The following is a 23849-nucleotide window of genomic DNA, read 5'->3' as shown; positions in this document are numbered from 1 at the left end:
CTCTCCCGGTGATCGGTAGCCTGCAAGCCACATGTAAGCCTGCAGCCCTAGACATGCACATGTGAACCGAGACGCCGGAAGTTCACACAAAGATGGCGTTCTGTCGGCCATCGCCGTGAACAGGTCCGGCCATCTAGTGATGATGCCGACTCTGTTGAAGGAGGAGAGCGCGCTCCTCATGGCGCTGGAGATCAGATTTCTCGGTCCGTGGCAGGTCCTGGCCGGCGACGAACCGGTCCGGCTCGCTGGACAACGACGAATCGGCGTGCTGGCCAGACTCGCCCTGGACGCCGGGCAGACCGTACACGCCGAGCGAATCCTCACCGACATCTGGGGACACAGCTCCGCGGCGACCGCCGCCAAACAACTCCACATCGTGATCTCCAAACTCCGTGAAACCCTCGGACACCACACCACCGAGGAGATCATCCAGACCGTGCCCGGCGGCTACCGGCTCGCGCTCGAACCAGACCACATCGACGCCCACCTGTTCACCCGCCTGGCCAAACGCGCCCGCACCGCCCAAGCGCAGGGGGCCATGGCCGCCGCGGACTCCCTGTGCCGCACAGCCCTGCAGCTGTGGCGAGGCGGACCACTGGCCGAGCTGACCGCCCCCTGGGCACGAATCGAAGCCACCCGCCTGGAACAAGAACACCTCACCGTCCTGGAAGACCACGCCGATCTCCGCCTCGCCGCCGGCGACCACCACGCGCTGGCCGCCGACCTGGCCGTACACGCGCAGGCCCACCCGCTACGCGAACGCCCCGCCGCCCAACTCATGCTCGCCCTGCACCGCGCCGGCCGCACATCCGAAGCGCTCGCCGTCTACCAGAACACCCGCCGGATCATGATCTCCGAACTCGGCATCGAACCCGGCGTGCAACTACGCCGCCTGCACCAGGCCGTCCTGGTCAAGGACCCCGCCCTCGACCTGACCACCCCGGCCCAGCAGATCACGGTCAGCGAGCCGTACATCCCGGCCGAACTGCCCGCCGACACCCACGCCTTCACCGCCCGCGCCACCGAGATCCAGCGCCTGCGCACCGCGCTAGGCCCCGCCGACGGACCCCCACACGGGCCCGCCATCACCGTGATCGACGGACCCGGCGGCGTCGGCAAATCCGCCCTGGCCGTCCACGTCGCCCACGCCATGGCCGCCCGATTCACCGACGGGGTCATCTACCTCAACCTGCACGGATCCACCCCCGGGCTCGACCCGCTGACCCCGGCCCAAGCGCTGCGCCACCTGCTGCGCTCCCTCGGCCTGGACGGCGCCGCCGTCCCTGCCGAGGCGGGCGAGGCCGCCGCCCGCTACCGCTCCCTGACCGCCACCTGCAATCTGCTGGTCATCCTGGACAACGCCCGCGACGTCCGCCAGGTCCGCCCGCTCATCCCCGCCGGCCCCGGCTGCCGGATCCTGATCACCAGCCGGGACCCGCTGGCCACCCTGGACAACGCCCGCCACCTCTACCTGGGCACCCTGAATGCCGCCGACGCCGCCGCGCTGCTGTCCCGCCTGGCCGGACCCGACCGGGTACGCGCCGAACCGCAGGCGACCCAGCGGGTCGTCCACCTGTGCGGCGGCTCCCCCCTCGCCCTGCGCATCGTCGGCTCCCGCCTGGCCGCCCGCCCCGACTGGACCCTGTCCGACCTGGAAGTACGGCTGGCCGACGCCACCCGCCGCCTGGACGTGCTGGAGTACGCCGACCTGGCCGTCCGCGCCAGCATCGCGGTCAGCCACCACCACCTCCGCGAAGAACCCACCGGCCGCGACGCCACCCGCCTGCTGCCCCTGCTCGGCCTGCTCGACCTGCCCACCCACACCTCCGCTGCCGCCGCCGCCCTGACCGGCTGGCCCCACCACCGCGCCGAAGCCGCCCTGGAACGCCTGCAGGACGCCCGCCTCCTCGAATCCGCCGGACCCGACCGCTACCAGTTCCACGACCTGGTCGGCCTTTATGCCCGCGAATGCGCACACCAGGACCTGTCCGAGGAGGAACGCACCACCGCCGTTCGGCGTGCGCTCCACCACTACCTGACCACCCTCTGGCTGGCCAGCCCCATGCTGGGCCGCGATGCCGTACCGCGATGCCCTGTCGAATTGCCCGACACCCCCTTCAAGGACCTGGCGGAGGCGGGACGATGGATCCAGGACGAGCGGGACAACCTGCTCGCCGCCGCGCAGCAGGCGTTGGACGGCCCCGACCCGGCGACCGCCATCGGCCTGGCCATCGGGCTCCACTGGCCCTTCTGCTACCAGGGCTGGCACACGCAACTGGCCGACATCTACGCGCACGCCATCGAGGTGGCCGATCGCATCGGCGCATGGGAGGACAAGGCCCAGCTCCGCAGCTTCCTCGGCTGGGTTCACCGAGACCAGGGCCGATACGACGCCGCGATCGCGCAACTGAAGACAGCTCTCACCGACTGGGACCGCGCGGGCCTGCCCCAAAGGAAGGCCGGAGCCCTCAACAACCTCGGTGTCATCAACACGATCGTGGGCCGGTTCGACGACGCGCTCGGCTACCTGGAGTCCGCTGTCATGCTCAACGACGACGCCGAACGCCCTGTGGGATCGGTCGTGATCCGCAACAACCGGGTGCACGTCTACTACCGTCAGGGGCGCTTCGATGCGGCGATCACGGAAGCACGCCAGCTGGTGGAGCTGTGGCCGAAGGCGGACCCGCTCGCCGGTTCGGGCACGGCACAGGATTCGCTGGGCGACGCCTACCGCCATGCCGGCCGGCTGACCGAGGCGGTGGAGAGCTACACGGAGGCCGTGCGGCTGCTCCGCGAGTCGGGACACCGCCTGAAGGAAGCCGTGTCACGCTGGTGGCTCGGCACCACCCTGCACCATCTGGAACGGCACGGCGAAGCACGGGAACAGTGGGAGGAGTCCGTCAGCCTCCTGCGCGACGGCTGCCTGCTCACGCCCGGGGAGGCGACCGAGATCCTCGCCCAGACCGTGCCCGAGGCACCCCAGCCGATCAGGAACATGCTCTGACCGTCTCAGTCAAGGAACTCGCCGAGTGTCTCGGACCCGGCCGGCCCCGGTGCGAAGACCGTGCTTTTCCCCTGGGGCTTCCTAGGGACCCCTGGTGTCCCTTACTTGAGGAGTTGCCTGGCCATCACCATGCGCTGGATCTGGTTGGTGCCCTCGTAGATCTGGGTGATTTTGGCGTCGCGCATCATGCGCTCCACCGGGAAATCCTTCGTGTAGCCGTAGCCGCCCAGCAGTTGTACCGCGTCCGTGGTGATTTCCATGGCCGCGTCCGAGGCGGCGCACTTCGCGGCGCTGGACAGGAACGTCAGGTCCTTCTGCGGCTCGCCGTTCATCGCCCGTTCCGACTTCGCCGCCGCGTGGTACGTGAGCTGCCTGGCCGCCTCGAGTTTCATGGCCATGTCGGCGATCATGAACTGGAGACCCTGGAAGTCCGCCACCGGGCGGCCGAACTGCTTGCGTTCCTTGACGTAGCCGATCGCGTAGTCCAGGGCGCCTTGCGCGATTCCCAGGGCCTGGGCGGCGATGGTGATGCGGGTGTGGTCCAGGGTGGCCAGGGCGGTTTTGAAGCCGGTGCCGGGCGCGCCGATCATGCGGTCGGCCGGGATCCGGACATTGTCCAGGATCACCTGGCGGGTGGGCGAGCCCTTGATGCCGAGCTTCTTTTCCTTGGGGCCGAAGGAGACGCCCTCGTCCGACTTCTCGACGACGAAGGCTGAAATGCCCCTGGCGCCCGCCGACGGGTCCGTCACGGCCATGACGGTGTAGTACTCCGAGACCCCGGCATTGGTGATCCACATTTTGGTGCCGTTGAGCACGTAGTCGTCGCCGTCCTGCACGGCTTTCGTCTTCATGGCCGCCGCGTCCGAGCCCGCCTCCGGCTCCGACAGGGCGTACGAGAACATGGCCTCGCCGCTCGCCACCGCGGGCAGATAGCGCGACTTCAGGTCCTCCGAGGCCGACAGGAGGAGGGGGACCGTGCCGAGCTTGTTCACGGCGGGGATCAGGGACGAGGAGGCGCAGGCACGGGCCACCTCCTCGATGACGATGACGGTGGCCAGAGCGTCCGCCCCCGCGCCCCCGTACGGCTCAGGGATGTGTACGGCGTGCAGGTCCGACGACACGAGTGCCTTGTAGACGTCCCAGGAGAATTCCTCGGTCTCGTCGGCCGCGGCGGCGTGCGGGGCGATCTTCTCGTCGGCCAGGGCCCGGACCGTCTCCCTGAGCAGGTCGTGCTCTTCGGCGGGCGCGTAAAGAGGGAAGCTCATGCGCTAGATACTAGGACGTCCGAGCATTTGTTACCAGCTAGTACGGTTTGCGAAGAGGTGCAGGTGGCACGTAGGAGGTAGCGAGTCCCGGTAGCATGCCTGCGCGACCGAAAGGAGCTCACTCGTGCCATATCGCCTCACGGTGATCGGGACCGGATACCTGGGCATCACCCATGCGGCGTGCATGGCTGATCTTGGATTCGAGGTCCTGGGCCTTGATATAGACGAAGACAAGATCGGCAGACTGAACCAAGGTGAGCTCCCGATCCACGAGCCCGGCCTCGAACCGGTGCTCCGCCGCGGGCTGGAATCCGGACGTCTTCGCTTCACCACCTCGTACGAGGAAGCCGCCGCCTTCGGCGACGTGCACTTCATCTGCGTGGGCACACCGCAGAAACGCGGCGAGTACGCCGCGGACGTCACCTACGTGGACAGCGCCATCGAGACCCTCGCCCCGCTCCTCGACCGGGAGTGCCTGATCGTCGGCAAGTCCACCGTGCCCGTCGGCACGGCCGAGCGGCTCGCGGACAAGCTCGCCCGCCTCGCGCCCGCCGGAGCGCAGGCCGAGCTGGCGTGGAACCCCGAGTTCCTGCGTGAGGGGTTCGCGGTCGAGGACACCTTGCGCCCCGACCGCATCGTGCTCGGCGTACGCACCGAACGAGCGGAGAAGGTGCTGCGTGAGGTGTACGAGCCGCTCGGCGAGGTTCCGTTCGTGGTGACCGATCTCGCCACCTCCGAGCTGGTCAAGACGGCCGCCAACGCCTTCCTCGCCACCAAGATCTCCTTCATCAACGCCATGGCCGAGGTCTGCGAGGCCGCTCACGCCGACGTCAAGCAGCTCTCCGAGGCGCTGTCGTACGACGACAGGATCGGCGGCCGGTTCCTGAACGCCGGGCTCGGGTTCGGCGGCGGCTGCCTGCCCAAGGACATCAGGGCCTTCATGGCCCGGGCCGGGGAGCTGGGCGCGGACCAGGCGCTGACGTTCCTGCGCGAGGTGGACGCCATCAACATGCGGCGTCGTGCCCGCATGGTCGACCTGGCCAGGGAGCTGGCCGGAGGCTCGTTCCACGGCTGCACGGTGGGCGTGCTGGGCGCGGCGTTCAAGCCCAACTCGGACGACATTCGCGACTCCCCCGCGCTGGACGTCGCCGTGACCATCGGCCACCAGGGCGGACAGGTCACCGTGTACGACCCGATCGCGCTCCACAACGCTCGAAAGGCTCACCCCGAGCTGAACTACGGCGAGTCGGCCGTTGAGGCGGTCCGCGGGGCACACGTGGTGCTCCTGCTCACCGAGTGGCAGGAGTTCGTGGAGCTCGATCCGGAGGAACTGGGCGCGGTGGTCGCGACCCGGCGCATCGTGGACGGGCGTAACGCGCTGAACGCCGAGACGTGGCGGTCCGCCGGATGGCACTACCGCGCCCTGGGCCGCCCGTAGCCTGCTAACCAGCTCTGGGAGCGACCGGCCGCCCCCGTAGATCTGCGGGCGGGGCGGCCGGTCGCCGATACACCTAGCCCTTCAGCTGGGCGGCCTCCGCGCGGAGCTTCTCACCCTTGGCGTACGCCTGCTCCTTCAGCCGCGCCTGGAACTCCTCCATGCGCTCGCGCAGCTGCACGTCTGACGCGGCGAGGATGCGTACGGCCAGGAGCCCCGCGTTGCGAGCGCCGCCCACCGCCACCGTGGCCACCGGCACCCCGGCGGGCATCTGGACGATGGACATCAGGGAGTCCATCCCGTCGAGGTATTTCAGCGGCACCGGCACCCCGATCACCGGCAGCGGCGTGACGGAGGCCAGCATCCCGGGCAGGTGCGCCGCCCCTCCGGCCCCGGCGATGATCACCTGGAGGCCGCGGGACGCGGCGCTGCGGCCGTACTCGATCATCTCGGTCGGCATGCGGTGCGCCGAGACCACGTCCGCCTCGAAGGGCACGCCGAACTCGGCGACGGCCTCCGCGGCGGCCTTCATGACCGGCCAGTCAGAGTCACTGCCCATCACAATGCCGATGCTCATGTGTATTCCCCGGTGGTGAGGTAGACGGCGGCGTGGCGGGCGCGGGCGCGGACCTCTTCGAGGTTGGAGCCGAGGGCCGTCACGTGGCCGATCTTGCGTCCTGGGCGCACCTCCTTGCCGTAGAAGTGCAGCTTGATGCCCGGATCGTGGGCCAGCACGTGCTCGTAGCGCTTGAACAGGTCGGGCTCCTCGCCCCCGAGCAGGTTGGCCATGACGACGACCTGGGCGGTCATCTTGGGCGAGCCGAGCGGCAGGTCCAGCACCGCCCGCAGATGCTGCTCGAACTGCGACGTCGTCGAGCCCTCGATCGTCCAGTGGCCGCTGTTGTGCGGGCGCATGGCCAGCTCGTTGACCACGAGCCCGTTCGGGGTGTCGAACAGCTCCACCGCCAGCAGCCCGGTCACGCCCAGCTCGTGGGCGATCTTCAGGCCGATGCGCTGCGCCTGCGCCGCCTCCTCGGGGTCCAGCCCGGGGGCGGGCGCGATGACCTCCACGCAGATGCCGTCCTGCTGGACGGTCTCCACGACCGGGTAGCTGACGCCCTGTCCGTGCGGCGAGCGGGCCACCAGCACCGCGAGCTCCCGCTCGAACGGCACGAACGCCTCGGCGAGCAGCTCGACCCCGGTCGCGAACGCCTCCGCGACCTCCTCCGGGGACCGGCACACCCACACGCCACGGCCGTCGTAGCCGCCGCGCACCGACTTCAGCACCACGGGCCAGCCGTGCTCGCCCGCGAAGCGGGAGACCTCCTCGGCCGACGACACGCCGGCCCAGGCCGGGCAGGGCACGCCGATCGCGGTCAGCTGCTCGCGCATGACCGCCTTGTCCTGGGCGTGCACGAGCGCGTCGGCGCCGGGGTGCACCGCGTGGCCGGCGGCGGTCAGAGCCTGGATGTGCTCGGTGGGCACGTGCTCGTGGTCGAACGTGATCGCGTCGCAACCCTTGGCGAACTCGCGTAGATCGTCCAGATCGCGGTAGTCTCCGATGCGCGTGTCGACGATCACGCGTGCGGCGCTCTCCTCAGGGGTGTTGGCCAGCACCCGCAGCTCGACGCCGAGCGCGATGGCGGGCGGCTGCGACATCCTGGCCAGCTGGCCGGCGCCGACGATGCCGACGACCGGTCCGATGGGGCTGTAGGAACTCACGCCAGGTGAGCTTACCGGGACGGAACGACTTTCCCGGACGCTTCGGGCTGGGCGGCCGTTCCGGGTCGCCTTCGCAGGCACGACCGCCCAGCGCTCTGCCCCGCCCGCGTATGCCGGATGGCGCGGGAGGTTGCAACGCAGCGTAATGCCCGGCTTTCGTAAATGACGGGCATAAGACGGTATTTCTAAGCAGGTTCTTCGCGAGGGTGACATCGACCTACATCGCGACCGGTACGCTGAAGAGGTCAGGCGCGGCGCAGGGAAAGGACCGAGCAGAGACGTGAATGTCATAAGACGCCTCTACGAGCGGTTCGCGTCCCTGGTCCACGAGCTCGCCAAGTTCGGCAGCATCGGGGCCATCGCCTTCCTGATCGACTTGGGCATGCTCAACCTCTGCAGCGTCGGGGTGGGCTTGGGCCCGCTGACGTCCAAGGTCGCGGCGACGACGGTCTCCACCACCTTCGCCTACCTCGGCAACCGCTACTGGACCTTCCGGCACCGCGAGCAGAGCGGGCTGGGGCGCCAATACTTCCTGTTCTTCCTGCTCAACGGCATCGCGCTGCTGTTCGGCATGCTGACCATCGGTTTCACCACCTACACGCTCGACCTGCACGACACGCTCAGCCTCAACATCGCCAACATCGTGGGCGTCGGGCTCGGCACGCTGTTCCGCTACTGGTCGTACAAGAAGTGGGTGTTCCTGGAGGCCACCGAGCCGATCCCGGTGGAGCTGCCCGAGGCCGCGGTCAAGCAGGACCGCTGACCACCCTGTTCCTGTTGCCGTCGTCCTCCGCCGGGCGCAGGAAGATGGCGAACGTGGCCGGGCGGCGCCGTACGAGCTCCAGTCTGCCGCCGTCGGCGGCGGCCAGCGCGCGGGCGAGTGTCAGTCCGAGGCCGGTGCCGCCACCGCCGCTGACGTTCCGCTCGAAGATCTTGGGGGCTATCTCGTCGGCGATCCCCGGGCCCTCGTCCGAGACCTCGATCACCACGTAGTTGTCGCCGCTGGTGGAGGTGACGGTGACGACGCCACCGCCGTGGCGCAGGGAGTTCTCCAGCAGGGAGGCGATCACCTGGCCGAAGCCGCCGGTGGTGGCCAACGCCTTCAGGCCGCGCCCGCCTTCGAGCCGCAGGGCACGGCCGGCGTCCTTGAAGACCGGCTCCCACTCCCTGATCTGCTGGATGAGGACCTCGTCGACGGCGATCGGCTCGGCCTGGGCGTGTCGCTGGCGCCGGGCCGCGGCCAGCAGCTCGTCGATCACGGCGGTGAGCCGCTCCGCCTGCACGATCGCCGCCTCGCCCTCCTCGCGTACGATCTCGGGATGGTCCGCGGCCGACACGATCTCCTCCAGGCGCATGGTGAGGCCGGTCAAGGGGGTACGGAGCTGATGGGAGGCGTCGGTGGCGAACTCGCGCTCGCGCGTGAGCAGGTCGGAGATGCGGGTCGCACTGCGGTCGAGCACCTGCGCCACCCGGTCCAGCTCGGGTATGCCGTAGCGGTGCTTGCTGGGCCGCGCGTCGCCGGAGCCCAGCCGCTCGGCGATCTTCGCCAGGTCCTGCAGGGGTAGCGTCAGCCGCCGAGACTGTACGACGGCCAGGCTCACGGCCACCGCGAGGGCCGCGCCGGCCAGGGCCACGATGAGCAGGAGGCGTGCCCGTACATCCTGTTCGACCCTATCCCTGTCGCGACTTATTCGGACATAGACGCCGGTGTTGGTCTGCGCGTCCTCGGTCATGAGGTGACCGGACGGCGGGGCGGTGCCGACAACGGTCACCCGGAGGGGGGTTCCGCGCTCCCAGATCTGTATGTACCGGCCGGGGTATTTCTGTTCCAGCTGCTGAGGGTCGAGCGGTGTCTCCTGAACACGGGCATACTCGACCTCTCCCACGAGGCGCTTGGCCTCCGCCCCGAGCTCCTGAGCCGCCTCGTCGACGATGAGGCGGCTGACGACGACGCCCAGGGGGACCCCCAGCAGCAGGACCGCGATGACCGCGACAAGCAGCGTGGAAGAGAGCAGTCGGCGGCGCATCTCCCTACTCGCGCTCGAACCGGAAGCCGACTCCCCGGACGGTAGTGATGTAACGCGGCTTCGCGGCGTCGTCGCCGAGCTTGCGGCGCAGCCAGGAGATGTGCATGTCGAGTGTCTTGGTCGAACCCCACCAGTTGGTGTCCCAGACCTCCCTCATGATCTGCTCGCGGGTGACGACCTTCCCGGCGTCACGTACGAGCACGCGCAGCAGGTCGAACTCCTTGGTCGTCAGGTGCAGCTCCTTGTCCCCCATCCACGCCCGACGTGAATCGGCGTCGATGCGCACGCCCTGGACGACAGGCGTCTCGGAGGTGCCGCGGCGGAGCAGCGCGCGTACCCGAGCGAGCAGCTCAGCCAGCCTGAACGGTTTGGTCACGTAGTCGTCCGCCCCGGCGTCCAGTCCGACGACCGTGTCGACCTCGTCGACGCGGGCGGTGAGTATAAGTACCGGGGTGCCATGCCCCTCGGCCCGGATTCGGCGGGCCACCTCCAGCCCGTCCATTTCGGGCAGGCCGAGATCAAGAACGATGAGGTCGATGCCGCCCGACAGCGCCCGCTCCAGGGCTTGCGGGCCGTCGGGGCTCACCTCGACCTGGTAACCCTCGCGGCGTAGTGCACGCGCGAGCGGCTCCGAGATCGAGGTGTCATCCTCGGCTAGAAGTACGCAGGTCATGAAGCGATCGTAGGACCTTAGGCGATCGTTTCCCGGGCACAGCGCCGGGTTTGACTCGTAGTTGACCTATCCATTGACCTGGGCAAACGCGGCTAAATATCGGTTAGTCCGGATTAAATTACCGCTGTTGGCCGAGTAGCCGGGGAGACGGGATCATGGTGTGGGCGTTCCGCGTCATGACCAACGCTCCGCGACCGATCAGAACAAAAAGGAAATTGCACGCGTCTCACTGATCAACACTGTCGCAGGAAGGTCATTGACGTGGTTGCCATTCCCAAGAAACTGTTCGCCGTCACCGCTACCGCCGCCATGGCGCTGTCCCTGGCCGCCGCTCCCGCCTCGGCGGCGAGCCGGTCGCGCCTGATGAACGCCGCCACCGAGCTCTGCCTGGCCGTGGGCAAGGGCGAGGTGAGGGCGGGCAAGAGGGTCATCCAGTGGACCTGCTCCACCCGCAAGGACCAGCAGTGGATCTACCGGGGGCGCAAGCTCGTCAACGCCAAGACCGGCATGTGCCTGGCGATCGCGGGTGGCGTCCAGGTCAAGGGCAAGTACGCGATCCAGTGGCCGTGCACCGACGGCGGGACCGAGCAGGAGTGGGTCTACGACAACCAGCACCTGCGGAACCGGGCCACCGGGATGTGCCTGGCGGTCGGCAAGGGCGAGCACAAGCCGGGCAAGTGGATCATCCAGTGGACCTGCAAGAACATCTCCGACCAGGCCTGGATCATGCGCTAGAGCCGGCATCGGGTGGGCCCGGGCAGGCCCACCCGATGGCCGTGGTCAGTCGTCGGACGACGGCGGCTCGGCGTAGCGAGCCAGGTAGAGCTGCTCGCCCAGGCTGCGGATGAGGCCGAGCTCCGTCTCCAGGTAGTCGATGTGCACTTCCTCGTCCTCGAGGATCTCCTCGAAGATACGGGCCGAGGTGATGTCGCCCTTCTCGCGCATGAGTGCGATCGCCGGGCGCAGGCGCTGCACGACCGAGAGCTCCACCTCGAGGTCCGCCTTGAGCTGCTCCTCGACGGTCTGCCCGATGTGGAGAGTCCCCAGACGCTGATAATTGGGCAGTCCCTCGAGGAAGAGGATGCGATCGGTGAGGCGCTCGGCGTGGCGCATCTCGTCGATCGACTCCGCGCGGGTGTGCTCGGCGAGCTTCGTGTATCCCCAGTTCTCCTGCATCTTGGCGTGGAGGAAATACTGGTTGATGGCGGTGAGCTCGGCGGTCAGCTGTTCGTTGAGCAGCTCGATGATCTGCTTGTCGCCCTGCATAGAACGGGCCCCTTGCTATGCGGTCGTCAGTTCTTCAGACCTTTTCAGGATTGCACAGATCTTCCGCACACATCGGGCACAGTCCCCACCAGCACCTGTGGTGTCGCGAATCTGCTTCGCGCTCTTGGCCCCGGCAGCGATGCAGTCGTGCACCTCGTTCTCCGTCACAGCACGACAAATGCACACGTACATCCGGTGGCAGGCCTCTCGACAAGCAGCAAAGGTGGGCGCCTTTAGGTTAGGCACACCTAAGGTAGCTCACTTTGGTAAGGCTTGCCTACGTTAGCTGGGCCACACTCTGCTATCTGCCTCGCGCGATCCATTCCTCCAGGTGGGGGGCCTCTGCGCCGATCGTGGTGGAGTCGCCGTGTCCCGTGTGCACGACGGTCTCGGGAGGCAGTGTCAGCAGCCGCTTCCTGATCGAGTCGATGATCGTGTCGAACGAGCTGTACGACCGGCCGGTCGCCCCCGGCCCGCCCTTGAAGAGGGTGTCGCCGCTGAACAGGGCGCCGAGGTCCGGCGCGTACAGGCACACCGCCCCGGGTGCGTGGCCGGGCGTGTGGAGCACCTCCAGCGCGATCCCGCCGACCTCGATCTTGTCCCCGTCGGCCAGCGGCTGGTACGGCACGGTGTCGCCGTACTGCTGCTCCCACAGCACCTGGTCGGCGGGATGGAGCCGGATCGGCGCGCCGGTGTGGTCGGCGAGCGGCTTGGCGGCGTTGATGTGGTCGTTGTGCGCGTGGGTGCAGACGACGGCCTTGACCGTGCGCCCGCCCGCCCGCTCGGCGATCGGCCCGGCGTCGTGGGCGGCGTCGATGACGACGACCTCGCGGGCGTCGCCGACCAGCCAGATGTTGTTGTCGACGTCCCAGGTGCCGCCGTCCAGCGAGAACGTGCCCGAGGTGATGACTCTGTCGATCATCAGAACATCACCACCGAGCGCAGCACCTCGCCGCGGTGCATCTTCGCGAACGCCTCCTCGACCTGGCCGACCCCGATGGTCTCGGTGACGAACTTGTCCAGCGGCAGCCTGTTCTGCAGGAACAGGTCGATGAGCATCGGGAAGTCCCGTGCCGGCAGGCAGTCGCCGTACCAGGAGGATTTGAGCGCGCCGCCGCGGCCGAAGACGTCGAGGAGCGGCAGCTCGAGCTTCATCTCGGGGGTGGGGACGCCGACCAGGACGACCGTGCCGGCCAGGTCCCGGGCGTAGAAGGCCTGCTGGTACGTCTCCGGGCGGCCCAGAGCCTCGATGACCACGTCGGCGCCGAAGCCCCCGGTCAGGTCGCGGATCGCCGCGACCGGGTCGCTCTCGCGGGAGTTGACGGTGTGGGTGGCGCCGAAGTCGCGGGCCCAGTCCAGCTTGCGGTCCTCCACGTCCACCGCGATGATCTTCGAGGCGCCGGCCAGCGAGGAGCCGAGGATCGCGGCGTCCCCCACGCCACCGCAGCCGATGACGGCGACGGAGTCGCCGCGGGTCACCCCGCCGGTGTTGATCGCGGCGCCGATGCCCGCCATGACACCGCAGCCCAGCAGGCCCGCGACCGCCGCGGGCGCCTCCGCGGAGACCTTGGTGCACTGCCCGGCGGCGACCAGCGTCTTCTCCAGGAACGCGCCGATGCCCAGTGCCGGCGACAGCTCCGTGCCGTCCTTGAGCGTCATCTTCTGGCCGGCGTTGTGGGTGTTGAAGCAGTACCAGGGACGGCCGCGCAGGCACGCGCGGCACTGTCCGCACACCGCGCGCCAGTTGAGTATCACGAAGTCGCCGGGGGCAACCTCGGTGACGCCGGGGCCGACCGCCTCGACGACGCCCGCCGCCTCGTGCCCGAGCAGGAACGGGAAGTCGTCGTTGATCCCGCCCTCGCGATAGTGCAGGTCGGTGTGGCAGACACCGCAGGCCTGCACGTTGACGACCGCCTCGCCGGGACCGGGGTCCGGCACCACGACCGTCTCTAGGGAGACTTCCTGGCCCTTGGCTCGGGCGATGACGCCCTGCACTTCGTACGGCATGGCAGCCATCTTGTGTCAGGAGGATGATCTCCGCAAGACGTAGGGCTGGACCATGCCGAGGCCCCTGGCGGGACGGCGTCTTATCTTCTGCAACTCGAACCCCTCGAGCCCCTCGGCCAGCGAGGAGTCGACCAGGATCGTGTCCGGCCTGGCGATGGCCGTGAGCCTGGCGGCCAGGTTGACGGTGGTGCCGAAGACGTCGCCCATCGTGGGCAGCACGGGCCCGTACGCCATGCCGACGCGCAGCTCGACGCCCGACTCGACCAGGTCGAGCGCGATCTCCGCCGCCTGGGCCGCGGTCGGCGCGGTGAACAGCACCTCGTCACCCAGCGTCTTGACCAGCCTGGCGCCGTGGGAGGCCACCACGTCGGAGGCCCGCGCCTCGAACCCCTCGACCAGCTCGGCCAGCTCCTTCTCATCGAGCTCGCGGCTCCGCCTGGTGAACGACACCAGATCAGCGAACCCCACCGCCATCGTCACCCGGGTCGGCACCAGCTCGTCGTTGCCGTCGGCGATGGCCAGCAGGCGGGTGCCCGCGGCGGCGAGCTGGGCCCGCCAGACGTGGATCAGCACGTGCTCGAAGCCGGGCCGCAGCGCCAGCGCCGCGTCGAGCACGTGGGCCAGATCCTCCTCCGAGGGCTCCTGCGGCAGCATCGCACCGATCATGATCTCGGCCTGCCACTGCGCCAGCCTGGCCGTGGTCTGGCCGAGCGCGCGGGCCATGCGGATGACGGTCTGCTCGTCGAGCGCGCCGCTGTCGAGCATCTCGCGTACCCGGCGCAGCGCGGCGACGTCGCCGTCGGTGAAGGCCACGGCGTCGTCGGCCCGCTGCGCGAACCCGAGCGCGCGCCAGATGCGCTCGGCCAGCTCCTGCGGCACGCCTGCCTCGTCCGTGACCTGCTTCTTCGTGAAGCGGGGCGACGCGCCGACGAGCATCCGCTCGATCTCCTCGGCGGTCGGCCTGCCGCGGCTGGGGCTGCTCACGCGTCAGCGGCCGTCGATCTCGCCGTCGGAGGCGTCCTCGACGAGCCTGAACAGGTCGGTGCGGACGTCCTGGATCTTCGGGATGTCACGCAGCACGATCTCGCCCCGGTCACCCGCCGACTCGACGGTCAGCGTGCCGCAGCCGAGCAGGCGCTCGGGGAACGTCTGGTCGGAGCTGACCGTGTTGACCTTGGCGATCGGGATCTCATCGGTCGACTTGTTGAGCACGCCCATACTGATCGTGAAGCGGTGGGTGGTGAGCACGTAACCGGTGTTCACCCAGCGCAGGTACGGCACGAGCGTATAGATCGTCAGCAGGATGAGGCCGATGACGACGGCGGCGATCCTGGCGTAGAAGGCGTACTCCCACTCGCCCGGAATGAGGAACAGCGCCGCGCCGACCGCCCCGACGATGAGGATCAGCGCGAAGAAGGGGCCTATGAGCCGCTTCCAGTGGGGGTGGAAGGATCTGACGCGCTGCTCACCCTGCGTCAGATGATGGTCGGGAAGAGTCATGGCCCAAATCGTGCCATCATCGCCGCCCGGCGGCCATGCTGATTCCGCTGCTCATTCCGCTGTCCGTACATGTACGACATCTCCGGCGCTCAGCGTGTAGCGCTCGCCCTCCGACTCCACCTGCAGGTGCCCGAACCGGTCGATCCCCGTGGCCAGCCCGATCAGCGCCTGCTCGTTCGGCAGCTCCACCCTGACCCTGCGCCCGACCGTGGCGCTGACCGCCAGGTACGCCGAGCGCAGCCCCGACGCCTCCGCGTCGCCCGCCGCCGCCGTCCAGTCCCGGTAGTGGCTCTCGATCTCCCTGAGCACGGCCCTGAGCAGCGGATCGCGGTCGATGCAGGCCGCCTTCTCGATGATCAGCGAGGTGGCCGTCTCGACGGGCAGCTCCTCCGGCCTGAGCGACACGTTCATCCCCATGCCGATGACGACGGCGTCATCGGCCCGCTCGGCCAGGATCCCGGCCAGCTTGCGCTCGCCGATCAGCAGGTCGTTGGGCCATTTGAGCCGCACGTCCACCTCTGCCAGGCGGCGCACCGCCGAGGCGGCGGCGACGCCGTACAAGAGGGGCAACCAGCCCTGCGCGGCGACCGGCAGGGCCGGCCTGAGCAGGATGGAGAACGTCAGGCCCGAGCGCGGCGGCGCGGACCAGCTGCGCCCGAGCCGGCCCCGGCCCGCGAGCTGCGCCTCCGCCACCAGCACCGCCCCCTCCCCGGCTCCGCCGCCGGCGGCGGCCCTGGCGAGGTCGGCGTTGGTGGAGCCGGTGCTCTCCACGACGGTGACGCCCGTCCACAGCGAGCCGGGGCGGACGAGCGCGCGGTTGAGCGCCGTCTCGGAGAGCGGCGGCCGTTCGAGGTCGGAATAGCGCGAGTCGGGCATCCCCCTATCTTGGCAGGTGGGAGGAAAATGAAGTGATGAGCAAGCCTTTGGATCCGCGTAACTGGGCGTCCTGGCGGCCGTTCGGCATCGGGTTGCGCAAGCCGAACAACTACCTGGAGCTCTGGAAGGCGTTCAAGTCGGTCAAGGGCAACCGGCGCTACGCCTGGCGGATACTCAACCAGGGCACCTGCGACGGGTGCGCACTCGGCACGCAGGGCATGCGTGACTGGACGATGGACGAGATCCATCTGTGCAACATCAGGCTGCGCCTGCTGCCGCTGAACACCATGTCCGCCCTGGACATGTCCCTCTTGAGCGATGTCTCGGGGCTCGCGGGCAAGAAGAGCGCCGAGCTTCGCGATCTTGGGCGGTTGCCGTACCCGATGCTCCGCAAGCAGGGCGAGCCCGGCTTCACCCGGATCAGCTGGGACGAGGCGCTGCGCGTCGCCGCCGACGGCCTGCGCGGCGCGCGCTTCGGCGCGTACCTGACCAGCCGCGGCATGCCGAACGAGAACTACTACGCGGCCCAGAAGGCCCTGCGCGCGCTCGGCACCAACAACATCGACAACGCCGCCAGGATCTGCCACTCACCCTCGACGGTCGCTCTGAAGCAGACCATCGGCGCCGCGGCCACCACCTGCTCGTACGCCGACTGGATCGGCTCGGACCTCATCGTGTTCATCGGCTCGAACCCGTCGAACAACCAGCCGGTCGCGATGAAGTACCTCTACCACGCCAAGAAGGCGGGCACGCGGATCGCGATGGTCAACGCCTACCGCGAGCCCGGCATGGACAAGTACTGGGTGCCGTCGAACGCCGAGTCCGCCGTGTTCGGCACGAAGATCACCGATGCGTTCTTCGGCGTGAACGTGGGCGGCGACATCGGCTTCCTCAACGGCGTGCTCAAGCACCTGATCGAGAACGACTGGGTGGACAAGGAGTTCGTCGACCAGCGGACGACGGGCTTCGAAGAGCTCCGCGCGACGGTCGCGAGCCAGTCGTGGGAGGAGCTCGAGGCGCTGTCCGGGGCGTCCAGGGACGACATGTACCGCCTGGCCAGGCTGCTGGGCGAGGCGAAGTCGGCGGTGCTGGTGTGGTCGATGGGCATCACGCAGCACGCGTACGGCGAGGACAACGTCCGCGCGATCGTGAACCTGGCGCTGGCCAGGGGGTTCGTGGGGCGCGACAAGTGCGGGCTGATGCCGATCAGGGGGCACAGCGGCGTGCAGGGCGGGGCGGAGATGGGCGCGTACGCGACCGGGCTGCCCGGCGGGCTGCCGATCACGCCAGAAAATGCCACGAAATTTACGGACATGTGGGGATTCGAGGTCCCGGACGCTCCCGGTCTGACCGCGACCGACATGATCGACGCCGCCCACCGCGGGGAGCTCGACGCGCTGGTGTCGAGCGGCGGCAACTTCCTGGAGGTCCTGCCCGATCCGGCGTACTGCCGCGAGGCCCTGTCGCGGCTCAGGCTCCGGGTGCACATCGACATCGTGCTGTCGTCGCAGATGCTGGTGCCGGGCGAGGGCGACGTGCTGCTGCTGCCCGCCCAGACCCGCTACGAGATGGTCGGCGGCGTGACCGAGACCTCCACGGAGCGGCGGATCATCTTCTCCCCCGAGGTCGAGGGGCCGCGGATCGGCGAGGCGTGGCCGGAGTGGAAGATCTTCACGGAGCTGGCCGCCCGCACAAACCCTGAAATTTCGGCAAAAGTTGGTTTCACCGGCACGCCGCAGATCCGCGCCGAGATCGAGCAGGCGGTCCCCTTCTACCAGGGCATCGCGGACCTGAGGAAGTTCGGCGACAACGTCCAGTACGGCGGGCGCCACCTGTTCGCGGGCGGCCGCTTCCAGACCGCCGACGGGCTGGCCGGGTTCTCCGCCGTCGAGCTGCCCGCGCTGGAGCGCCCGGACGGCGCGTTCATGGTTGCCACCCGGCGCGGCAAGCAGTTCAACAGCATGGTCCACGAGCGCCTCGACGGCTTCAACGGCGCACCGCGCGAGGCCGTGCTGATGAGCGAGTACGACGCCGACCGCCTGGGCCTGCCCGACGGCGCCCCCGTCGAGCTGCGCTCCGGCGAGCGCACCTACCGGGGCAAGGTCCTGCGGGCCCCGGTGATGCCGGGCAACCTGCAGATCCACTGGCCGGAGGGCAACGTCCTGCTGGACGAGGCCCGCCGCTCGCCCGACGCGCGCATCCCCGACTACAACGCCCTCGTCACTGTGAGTGCGCTGTGACGACGCGCCCGGGGCCGACCAGCCGCATCAGGATCATGGAGCTCTCCGGCTCCGCCGCCAGGGAGCGCCGCGACGACCTGGCCACGGAGGAGCCGCTGGAGATCCGCCTCACCGCGTCCGACGGCACACGCAAGACCGTGGCCATCACCATGCGCACCCCCGGCCACGACTTCGAGCTGGCCGCCGGGTTCCTGCACGGCGAGGGCCTGGCCGGCCCCGGCGAGATCGCGGCCATCGCGTACTGCGTCGACGAGGACCTCCCGCCCGAGGCCCGCTACAACACGGTGACGGTACGCCTGCACGGCCCCATCCCCGACCTGCCCGCCCTCGACCGCCACTTCCTCACGTCGAGCGCCTGCGGCGTCTGCGGCTCGGCCGGCCTCGAGGTGCTGCACGACCGCTGCAAGCCGGTCCCCAGGGGCCTGCTCGAGCTCACCCCCGAGCTCCTGTACGGCCTGCCCGACCAGCTGAGGAAGGCGCAGGGCGGGTTCGGCAAGACGGGCGGGCTGCACGCGGCCGGGCTGTTCTCGGCCACGGGGACGCTGGTGGCGCTGCGGGAGGACGTGGGGCGGCACAACGCGGTGGACAAGCTGGTCGGCTGGGCGGCGCTGACCGAACGGCTGCCGCTGGCCGAGCACGTGCTCATGGTCAGCGGGCGGGCCAGCTACGAGATCATGCAGAAGGCCCTGGCCGCGGGCATCCCGGTCGTGTGCGCGGTGTCGGCGCCGTCGTCGCTGGCGGTCGAGCTGGCCAGGGAGTTCGGCATGACGCTGGTGGGCTTCCTGCGCGGCGAGCGCTGCAACGTCTACGCGGGCTCTGAACGAATCGCTGTGGAATAAATCATTCCGTTCTGATATTCTTGGAACAGAACAAACCGTTCCGCTCTCCCTATGAGGAGCCTCGCCGTGAGCATCCGCCCCTTCCGCATCGAGATCCCGCAGGCCGACCTCGACGACCTCCAGGCCCGCCTCGCCCTGACCCGCTTCACGGACGAGATCGCCGGCGCCGACCAGGGCGTCAGCGTCGAGCGGGTGAAGCGCCTGGTCGGCTACTGGCGCGACGGGTTCGACTGGCGGGCGCAGGAGGCCAGGCTGAACGCGTACCCGCAGTTCACCACGGAGATCGACGGGCAGAACATCCACTTCATCCACGTGCGCAACGACGACCCGGACGCCCTGGCGCTGATCCTCACCCACGGCTGGCCCGGCTCCATCGCCGAATACCTCAACGCCATCGAGCCCCTGTCACGCCGCTTCCACCTGGTCATCCCGTCGGTGCCCGGCTACGGCTTCTCCGGCCCCACGCACGAGCTGGGCTGGAACAACCAGCGCATCGCCAGGGCGTGGGCCGAGCTGATGTCCCGGCTGGGCTACGAGCGCTACGGCGCGGTCGGGAACGACGGCGGTTCGATGATCTCGCCCGAGGTCGGCAGGATCGACCCGGACCACGTGGCGGGTGTGCACGTCACCCAGCTGTTCTCCTTCCCTTCCGGCGACCCGGCCGAGTTCGCCGAGCTCAGCGAGGAGGACCAGGCGGGGCTGGCCGTGCTCGACTGGTTCTGGAAGGAGAAGGGCGCCTTCAACGTGCTGCACTCCCAGCAGCCGCAGACCCTCGCCCATGCCATCGCCGACTCCCCCGCCGGGCTGCTCGGCTGGCTCGCCCAGCTCTTCGAGGAGGACCTGGACGACGACTTCGTGCTGACCAACGCCTCGATCTACTGGTTCACCGGGACCGCGGGGTCGGCGATCCGGCAGTACTGGGAGAACGCGCGCATGGAGCAGCCCAAGGAGCCGACCACCGCGCCGACGGCGCTGGCGATGGCCGAGGGCGACTTCAGGTCCATCCGCCGCTTCGCCGAGCGCGACCACGCCGGCATCGTCTCCTGGAAGACGCTGCCGGCTCCGGCGCGCGGGCACTACACGGCGCACACCGCGACGGAGGTCCTCACTTCCGACGTCATCGCCTTCTTCGAGGGCCTCGGCTAGGCCCCACCGCGCTCCGGCGGGGGTTGAGGGTGCGCTGCGGCCCGCCGGACATGGCGGGCCGGGTCAGCCGGTGTTCTGCAGGCCCGCCGCGACGCCGTTGACCGACAGCAGCAGGAGCGTGGACAGGCGCTCGCGCTCCTGCTCCGACGGGGCGCCGGTGCGCAGCGCGCGCAGGGCCCGCAGCTGCAGGTGCGACAGCGCGTCCACGTACGGGTCGCGGAGCTGGACGGCCCGCGAGAGCACCTTGCGGTTCTCCAGCAGCCGCGTGTGGCCCGTGACCCGCAGCACGAGGTCGCGGGTCCTGTCGTACTCCTCCAGCACCTGCCGGGTGAAGTCCTCCCTGCCGCCCAGCGCCAGGTAGCGCTTGGCGATCGAGCGGTCGGTCTTGGCCAGCGACATCTCCGCGTTGTCGAGCATCGCGTTGAACAGCGGCCACTCCGCGTACGCCGCCCGCAGCTCGTCGAGGGAGCCGACCGAGGCCAGGCCGGTGCCGAGGCCGTACCAGCCGGGCAGGTTGACCCGCGTCTGCGCCCACGCGAACACCCACGGGATCGCCCGCAGGTCGTCGAGCGAGCGCGGCGCGCCGAGGCCGCGGCGGGCGGGGCGCGAGCCCAGGCGCAGCGTGCCGATCTCCTCCAGCGGGCTGACCAGCCCGAACCACTCGGGGAAGCCCGGCGCCTCGGTCAGCGCGCGGTACGCCTGCTCCGACGCCGTGGCCACCTGCTCGGCCAGGCCGCGGAAGCGCTCGGCGGCGGCCGCCGTGCGATCGCTGACGGTGGGCGAGGAGGCCAGCAGCACGGCGTTGGCCACCTGTTCCATGTGGCGGCGGGCGATCGCGATGTGGCCGTAGCGGGCGAAGATGACCTCGCCCTGCTCGGTGACCTTGAACCGGCCCGCGACCGAGCCGGGCGCCTGGGCCAGCACCGCGCGGTTGGCCGGCCCGCCGCCGCGCCCGAGCGCGCCGCCGCGGCCGTGGAACATGCGCAGCTGCACGTCGTGCTTGGCCGCCCAGGCGGTCAGCTCCTCCTGCGCCTCGTAGAGCCGGAGCGTGGCGGCGGCGGGGCCGAGCTCCTTGGCCGAGTCGGAGTAGCCCAGCATGATCTCCATGCGCCGGCCGGTGGTCGCCAGCCGCTCCCGCACCTCGGGGATGTCGAGCATGCCGGTCAGCACGTGCGGCGAATTGGCGAGGTCCTGGCCCGACTCGAACAGCGGCACCACGTCGAGCACGGGGGCCCGCTCGCCGAGGGCGTGTCTGGCCAGCTCGTAGACGGCCGCGAGGTCGTCGGCCGAGCGGGTGAACGAGACCACGTACCTGGAGCAGGCCGTGACGCCGAACCGCTCCTGGATCCAGGCGATCACCCGGATCGTGGCCAGCACCTCCTCGGTGCGCTCCGACAGCTCGCCGCCGGCCTTGATCTCCTCCAGGGCGGCCGCGTGCACCTGGGAGTGCTGGCGCACCTCCAGCTCGGCCAGGTGGAAGCCGAACGTCTCGACCTGCCAGATGAGGTGCTGCAGCTCCCCGTACGCCTGGCGGGGCGCCGAGGCGGCCAGCGACTCCTGCCCCAGGCGGAGGTCGGCCAGCAGCTCGGCGGGCGAGCGGTAGGCGAGGTCGAGGTCGCGGCGGCGGGTGGCGGCGATGCGCGCGGCCACGAACAGCAGCCACTGCCGGTGCGGCTCGCGCGGCGAGCGGGTGGCCAGCTCGGAGACCACGTCGGGGTAGGCGTCCACGGCCGCCGCCAGCGCCGACTTCAGCCCGGGCGAAGGCGGGGCGAGCTGGACGGAGGCGGTCAGCGTACGGGCGATGCGCGTGCAGGCGGTCTCGAGGGCCGTCAGCACGTGCTCGGACTGGATCTGGATGGTCTCGCGGGTGACCCTGGACGTGACGTTGGGGTTGCCGTCGCGGTCGCCGCCGATCCAGCTGCCGTACCGGATGAAGGGCCGGGCCTGCGGCGGGCGGGTGCCGGTGCGCTCGTCGAGCGCCGCGTCGAGCGAGCGGTAGACCTGGGGCACCATGCGGAACAACGTCTCGTCGAAGGCGGCCATGGCCGTGCGTACCTCGTCGAGCGGGTCGAGCTTGGTCGAGCGCAGCTGGGCCGTACGCCACAGGAGGTCGATCTCCTCCAGCATGCGGCGCTTGCTCTCGGCGCGCTCGGAGGCGCCGCGGCCCGGAGCGTTGTACTCGGTGAGCTGGCCGCTGATGCGCTGGATGGCGGTGACGACCGCGCGCCTGCGCGCCTCGGTGGGGTGCGCGGTGAGCACCGGGTGCAGCTCCAGGCCCTCCAGCAGCTCGGCGACGCGCTCGTGGCCCAGCTGCTGCACGGCCTGGGCCAGCGACTCGCGCTGGACCCTGCCCTCGGCGTCGCGCTCGCGCAACGTGCGGATGCGGTAGTGCTCCTCGGCCAGGTTGGCCAGGTGGAAGTAACAGGTGAACGCGCGGGCGACGGCCACCGCGCGTTCGATCTCCCATCCCTCGACCATGGCGGTGATCTCATCGGCGGAGACCTCGCCCCTGCGTGCTGCGATGACAGCCTTGCGCAACCGTTCGACGTCGGCCAGCAGGTCTTCGCCCCCCTGCTCGGCGAGCACCTGCCCGAGCAGTTTGCCGAGCAGGCGCACATCGTGGCGTAGCTCGTCCGGCATCTCGGTTACGGCGGCGCTGCGACGCTCGAGCCCCTGGTCAATCATGTTTTGAAGGGTATCGACTCGTTCGGGGAAGCCGTAGACCGGTCTCGCCAATTGGACTAGACCACTGCTCAGGAGCCCTTTGACACGGCGCCGACCAGCTCGGGCAGCCTGGCGTACCCGATCCTGGCGGCCAGCCGCCGGCCGAGCACCTCGGCCAGCAAGCCGTAGAACGGCGCCAGCGCGCACACCCAGAGCCAGCCGAGCGCCAGCGGCACCACGAACGGCAGCGACAGCAGCGCGATGCCGAGCGTCGCCCCAAGGGCCGAGGCGAACGCCTGCCCGCCCTGCCCCGGCACGGCGCCGCTGAAGGCGTTCATCCGCTCGGGCACGGTGTACGGCACCACCACGCTGGTCACCGAGCCGACGCCGAGCCCCAGCCCGAGCGCGCCCCACCCGATCAGCACCGCGGGGACGATCGTGGCGGGATGGCCGGTGAACAGGCCGGCGGCGACGGCTATCACGGCGAGCAGCGGCATGGCGATCAGCGCGCCGGCCAGATGGCGCCCGGCCAGGTCGGTGGCCAGGCCGCGCTCGGAGCCGAACGCCACGGCGTTCATCCACAGCGAGCGGCCGTCGATGCCGAACGCGTTGCCCGACTGCAACGCGATCATCAGGGCGCCGACGGCGGTGAGCACGATCGGCAGCGACTCCCCGCCTCCCGTGCTCCTGGTCAGCGAGAACGCCAGCACCGCGGTGACCACGATGGCGCTGAACCAGCCGACGCGGGACCTGGGCTCGTGGAGTAGTCGACGACCAGCTTGTCGGCGGCGCCGGCCAGGTCCATCACGGCAAGCAGGTCGTTCGTGCGCTGCTCGACGTCGGCCTTGGGGATGCCGCGCAGCCGGCCGTTGTAGCGGAGCAGCTCGCGACCCGACAACCGCTCGAACAGCCGCAGCCCCTCCGGCAGCACGCCGATGCGCGACTTGACCTCCACGGGGTCGCGCCAGACGTGGAACCCGGCCACCTCGGCCGAGCCGCCGTCGGGGCGGAGCAGCCCGGTGATCATGCTCAGCGTGGTGGTCTTGCCCGCGCCGTTGGGTCCGACCAGCCCGGCGAAACTCCCTGCCGGCACCACGAGGTCGACGCCCGCCACCGCGACCTGCGGCCCGTACCGCTTGAACAGAGCGTGCGTGCGAACCGCATCCGTCATGGAACCAACTCTAG

Annotated in this window: 22 protein-coding genes; 7 read left to right on the top strand and 15 right to left on the bottom strand. The window is 69.8% G+C overall.

Annotation, left to right across the window (positions count from 1 at the left end; translation table 11 throughout):
• The first annotated feature begins 139 nt into the window (after nucleotides 1-139).
• The gene (locus ABN273_RS02810) at nucleotides 140-3004 is read left to right on the top strand and encodes an AfsR/SARP family transcriptional regulator (RefSeq protein WP_349446996.1); all 2865 of its coding nucleotides are present in this window, start codon (nucleotides 140-142) and stop codon (nucleotides 3002-3004) included.
• A 101-nt stretch (nucleotides 3005-3105) separates the two neighbouring features.
• Here ABN273_RS02810 and ABN273_RS02805 read toward each other — a convergent pair whose 3' ends face one another.
• Entirely contained in the window at nucleotides 3106-4269 is a 1164-nt protein-coding gene (locus ABN273_RS02805) for an acyl-CoA dehydrogenase family protein (RefSeq protein ID WP_349446995.1), read from the bottom strand.
• Between the two features lie 124 nt (nucleotides 4270-4393).
• Here ABN273_RS02805 and ABN273_RS02800 point away from each other — a divergent pair, with 124 nt between their 5' ends.
• On the top strand, nucleotides 4394-5707 hold the full coding sequence (locus ABN273_RS02800; RefSeq protein WP_349446994.1) for a UDP-glucose dehydrogenase family protein: 1314 nt from the start codon (nucleotides 4394-4396) through the stop codon (nucleotides 5705-5707).
• 73 nt (nucleotides 5708-5780) lie between these two features.
• Here the strand turns inward: ABN273_RS02800 and purE are convergent, their stop codons facing one another.
• On the bottom strand, nucleotides 5781-6281 hold the full coding sequence (gene purE / locus ABN273_RS02795; RefSeq protein ID WP_349446993.1) for a 5-(carboxyamino)imidazole ribonucleotide mutase: 501 nt from the start codon (nucleotides 6279-6281) through the stop codon (nucleotides 5781-5783).
• Nucleotides 6278-7426, bottom strand: a complete 1149-nt coding sequence (locus ABN273_RS02790; RefSeq protein ID WP_349446992.1) for a 5-(carboxyamino)imidazole ribonucleotide synthase — start codon at nucleotides 7424-7426, stop codon at nucleotides 6278-6280. The genes purE and ABN273_RS02790 overlap by 4 nt, the downstream gene beginning before the upstream one ends.
• Before the next feature lie 280 nt (nucleotides 7427-7706).
• Here ABN273_RS02790 and ABN273_RS02785 point away from each other — a divergent pair, with 280 nt between their 5' ends.
• Nucleotides 7707-8189, top strand: coding sequence for a GtrA family protein (locus tag ABN273_RS02785; RefSeq protein ID WP_349446991.1), 483 nt, complete (start codon nucleotides 7707-7709; stop codon nucleotides 8187-8189).
• Here the strand turns inward: ABN273_RS02785 and ABN273_RS02780 are convergent.
• Nucleotides 8173-9453, bottom strand: coding sequence for an ATP-binding protein (locus ABN273_RS02780; protein WP_349446990.1), 1281 nt, complete (start codon nucleotides 9451-9453; stop codon nucleotides 8173-8175). The genes ABN273_RS02785 and ABN273_RS02780 overlap by 17 nt on opposite strands.
• Nucleotides 9454-9457: 4 nt before the next feature.
• Nucleotides 9458-10126, bottom strand: a complete 669-nt coding sequence (locus ABN273_RS02775; protein WP_012888073.1) for a response regulator transcription factor — start codon at nucleotides 10124-10126, stop codon at nucleotides 9458-9460.
• A gap of 261 nt (nucleotides 10127-10387) precedes the next feature.
• On the opposite strand from ABN273_RS02775, the gene ABN273_RS02770 reads away from it, so the two are divergent.
• A complete protein-coding gene (locus ABN273_RS02770; RefSeq protein WP_349446989.1) occupies nucleotides 10388-10861 on the top strand; it encodes an RICIN domain-containing protein in 474 nt (157 codons plus the stop codon).
• 45 nt (nucleotides 10862-10906) lie between these two features.
• On the opposite strand, the gene bfr is transcribed toward ABN273_RS02770, so the two are convergent.
• The 7 genes from bfr to ABN273_RS02735 all read right to left on the bottom strand — a co-directional run bounded on the left by bfr (nucleotide 10907) and on the right by ABN273_RS02735 (nucleotide 15775).
• On the bottom strand, nucleotides 10907-11392 hold the full coding sequence (bfr, locus tag ABN273_RS02765) for a bacterioferritin (RefSeq protein ID WP_349446988.1): 486 nt from the start codon (nucleotides 11390-11392) through the stop codon (nucleotides 10907-10909).
• Nucleotides 11393-11407: 15 nt separating this feature from the next.
• Nucleotides 11408-11584 carry a (2Fe-2S)-binding protein gene (locus ABN273_RS02760; RefSeq protein WP_080042937.1) on the bottom strand — a complete coding sequence of 59 codons (177 nt, stop codon included), beginning with the start codon at nucleotides 11582-11584 and terminating at the stop codon, nucleotides 11408-11410.
• Between the two features lie 109 nt (nucleotides 11585-11693).
• Nucleotides 11694-12314: an MBL fold metallo-hydrolase gene (locus tag ABN273_RS02755; protein WP_349446987.1), complete on the bottom strand. Its 621-nt coding sequence runs from the start codon at nucleotides 12312-12314 to the stop codon at nucleotides 11694-11696.
• Nucleotides 12314-13399, bottom strand: coding sequence for an S-(hydroxymethyl)mycothiol dehydrogenase (locus tag ABN273_RS02750; RefSeq protein WP_349446986.1), 1086 nt, complete (start codon nucleotides 13397-13399; stop codon nucleotides 12314-12316). The genes ABN273_RS02755 and ABN273_RS02750 overlap by 1 nt, the downstream gene beginning before the upstream one ends.
• Nucleotides 13400-13414: 15 nt before the next feature.
• Entirely contained in the window at nucleotides 13415-14335 is a 921-nt protein-coding gene (locus tag ABN273_RS02745; RefSeq protein ID WP_349447178.1) for an adenylate/guanylate cyclase domain-containing protein, read from the bottom strand.
• A 51-nt stretch (nucleotides 14336-14386) separates the two neighbouring features.
• Nucleotides 14387-14899, bottom strand: a complete 513-nt coding sequence (locus tag ABN273_RS02740) for a PH domain-containing protein (protein WP_349446985.1) — start codon at nucleotides 14897-14899, stop codon at nucleotides 14387-14389.
• Nucleotides 14900-14950: 51 nt separating this feature from the next.
• Nucleotides 14951-15775 (bottom strand): biotin--[acetyl-CoA-carboxylase] ligase, encoded by an 825-nt coding sequence (locus ABN273_RS02735; RefSeq protein WP_349446984.1) that lies wholly within the window; start codon nucleotides 15773-15775, stop codon nucleotides 14951-14953.
• 35 nt (nucleotides 15776-15810) lie between these two features.
• On the opposite strand from ABN273_RS02735, the gene ABN273_RS02730 reads away from it, so the two are divergent.
• From ABN273_RS02730 to ABN273_RS02720, 3 genes are all read left to right on the top strand, one after another.
• Complete coding sequence (locus tag ABN273_RS02730; protein ID WP_349446983.1) at nucleotides 15811-18015, top strand: FdhF/YdeP family oxidoreductase; 2205 nt, start codon at nucleotides 15811-15813, stop codon at nucleotides 18013-18015.
• Entirely contained in the window at nucleotides 18012-18854 is an 843-nt protein-coding gene (gene fdhD, locus ABN273_RS02725) for a formate dehydrogenase accessory sulfurtransferase FdhD (protein WP_349446982.1), read from the top strand. Before ABN273_RS02730 ends, fdhD begins: the two co-directional genes overlap by 4 nt.
• A gap of 66 nt (nucleotides 18855-18920) precedes the next feature.
• The gene (locus ABN273_RS02720; RefSeq protein WP_349446981.1) at nucleotides 18921-20000 is read left to right on the top strand and encodes an epoxide hydrolase family protein; all 1080 of its coding nucleotides are present in this window, start codon (nucleotides 18921-18923) and stop codon (nucleotides 19998-20000) included.
• A 63-nt stretch (nucleotides 20001-20063) separates the two neighbouring features.
• Here the strand turns inward: ABN273_RS02720 and ABN273_RS02715 are convergent, their stop codons facing one another.
• The 3 genes from ABN273_RS02715 to ABN273_RS02705 form a co-directional block, all read right to left on the bottom strand.
• On the bottom strand, nucleotides 20064-22685 hold the full coding sequence (locus ABN273_RS02715) for a phosphoenolpyruvate carboxylase (RefSeq protein WP_349446980.1): 2622 nt from the start codon (nucleotides 22683-22685) through the stop codon (nucleotides 20064-20066).
• A 68-nt stretch (nucleotides 22686-22753) separates the two neighbouring features.
• Complete coding sequence (locus tag ABN273_RS02710) at nucleotides 22754-23386, bottom strand: hypothetical protein (RefSeq protein ID WP_349446979.1); 633 nt, start codon at nucleotides 23384-23386, stop codon at nucleotides 22754-22756.
• The gene (locus tag ABN273_RS02705; RefSeq protein WP_349446978.1) at nucleotides 23356-23835 is read right to left on the bottom strand and encodes an ATP-binding cassette domain-containing protein; all 480 of its coding nucleotides are present in this window, start codon (nucleotides 23833-23835) and stop codon (nucleotides 23356-23358) included. Before ABN273_RS02705 ends, ABN273_RS02710 begins: the two co-directional genes overlap by 31 nt.
• Nucleotides 23836-23849 lie beyond the last annotated feature (14 nt).

The organism is Nonomuraea sp. B19D2, from assembly GCF_040137845.1.
GTDB lineage: Bacteria > Actinomycetota > Actinomycetes > Streptosporangiales > Streptosporangiaceae > Nonomuraea.
Note: the sequence above shows the minus strand (reverse complement) of the source record. Positions and strands in the feature narration are given on the sequence as shown.

What these genes read in the sequence shown, in the direction of transcription:
- ABN273_RS02780 (WP_349446990.1), bottom strand. Translation starts at nt 9,453, where the DNA reads ATGCGCCGCCGACTGCTCTCTTCCACGCTGCTTGTCGCGGTCATCGCG.
- ABN273_RS02745 (WP_349447178.1), bottom strand. Translation starts at nt 14,335, where the DNA reads ATGCTCGTCGGCGCGTCGCCCCGCTTCACGAAGAAGCAGGTCACGGAC.
- ABN273_RS02805 (WP_349446995.1), bottom strand. Translation starts at nt 4,269, where the DNA reads ATGAGCTTCCCTCTTTACGCGCCCGCCGAAGAGCACGACCTGCTCAGG.
- ABN273_RS02740 (WP_349446985.1), bottom strand. Translation starts at nt 14,899, where the DNA reads ATGACTCTTCCCGACCATCATCTGACGCAGGGTGAGCAGCGCGTCAGA.
- ABN273_RS02705 (WP_349446978.1), bottom strand. Translation starts at nt 23,835, where the DNA reads ATGACGGATGCGGTTCGCACGCACGCTCTGTTCAAGCGGTACGGGCCG.
- ABN273_RS02730 (WP_349446983.1), top strand. Translation starts at nt 15,811, where the DNA reads ATGAGCAAGCCTTTGGATCCGCGTAACTGGGCGTCCTGGCGGCCGTTC.
- ABN273_RS02715 (WP_349446980.1), bottom strand. Translation starts at nt 22,685, where the DNA reads ATGATTGACCAGGGGCTCGAGCGTCGCAGCGCCGCCGTAACCGAGATG.
- ABN273_RS02775 (WP_012888073.1), bottom strand. Translation starts at nt 10,126, where the DNA reads ATGACCTGCGTACTTCTAGCCGAGGATGACACCTCGATCTCGGAGCCG.
- ABN273_RS02755 (WP_349446987.1), bottom strand. Translation starts at nt 12,314, where the DNA reads ATGATCGACAGAGTCATCACCTCGGGCACGTTCTCGCTGGACGGCGGC.
- purE (WP_349446993.1), bottom strand. Translation starts at nt 6,281, where the DNA reads ATGAGCATCGGCATTGTGATGGGCAGTGACTCTGACTGGCCGGTCATG.
- ABN273_RS02760 (WP_080042937.1), bottom strand. Translation starts at nt 11,584, where the DNA reads ATGTACGTGTGCATTTGTCGTGCTGTGACGGAGAACGAGGTGCACGAC.
- ABN273_RS02810 (WP_349446996.1), top strand. Translation starts at nt 140, where the DNA reads ATGATGCCGACTCTGTTGAAGGAGGAGAGCGCGCTCCTCATGGCGCTG.
- ABN273_RS02750 (WP_349446986.1), bottom strand. Translation starts at nt 13,399, where the DNA reads ATGCCGTACGAAGTGCAGGGCGTCATCGCCCGAGCCAAGGGCCAGGAA.
- bfr (WP_349446988.1), bottom strand. Translation starts at nt 11,392, where the DNA reads ATGCAGGGCGACAAGCAGATCATCGAGCTGCTCAACGAACAGCTGACC.
- ABN273_RS02735 (WP_349446984.1), bottom strand. Translation starts at nt 15,775, where the DNA reads ATGCCCGACTCGCGCTATTCCGACCTCGAACGGCCGCCGCTCTCCGAG.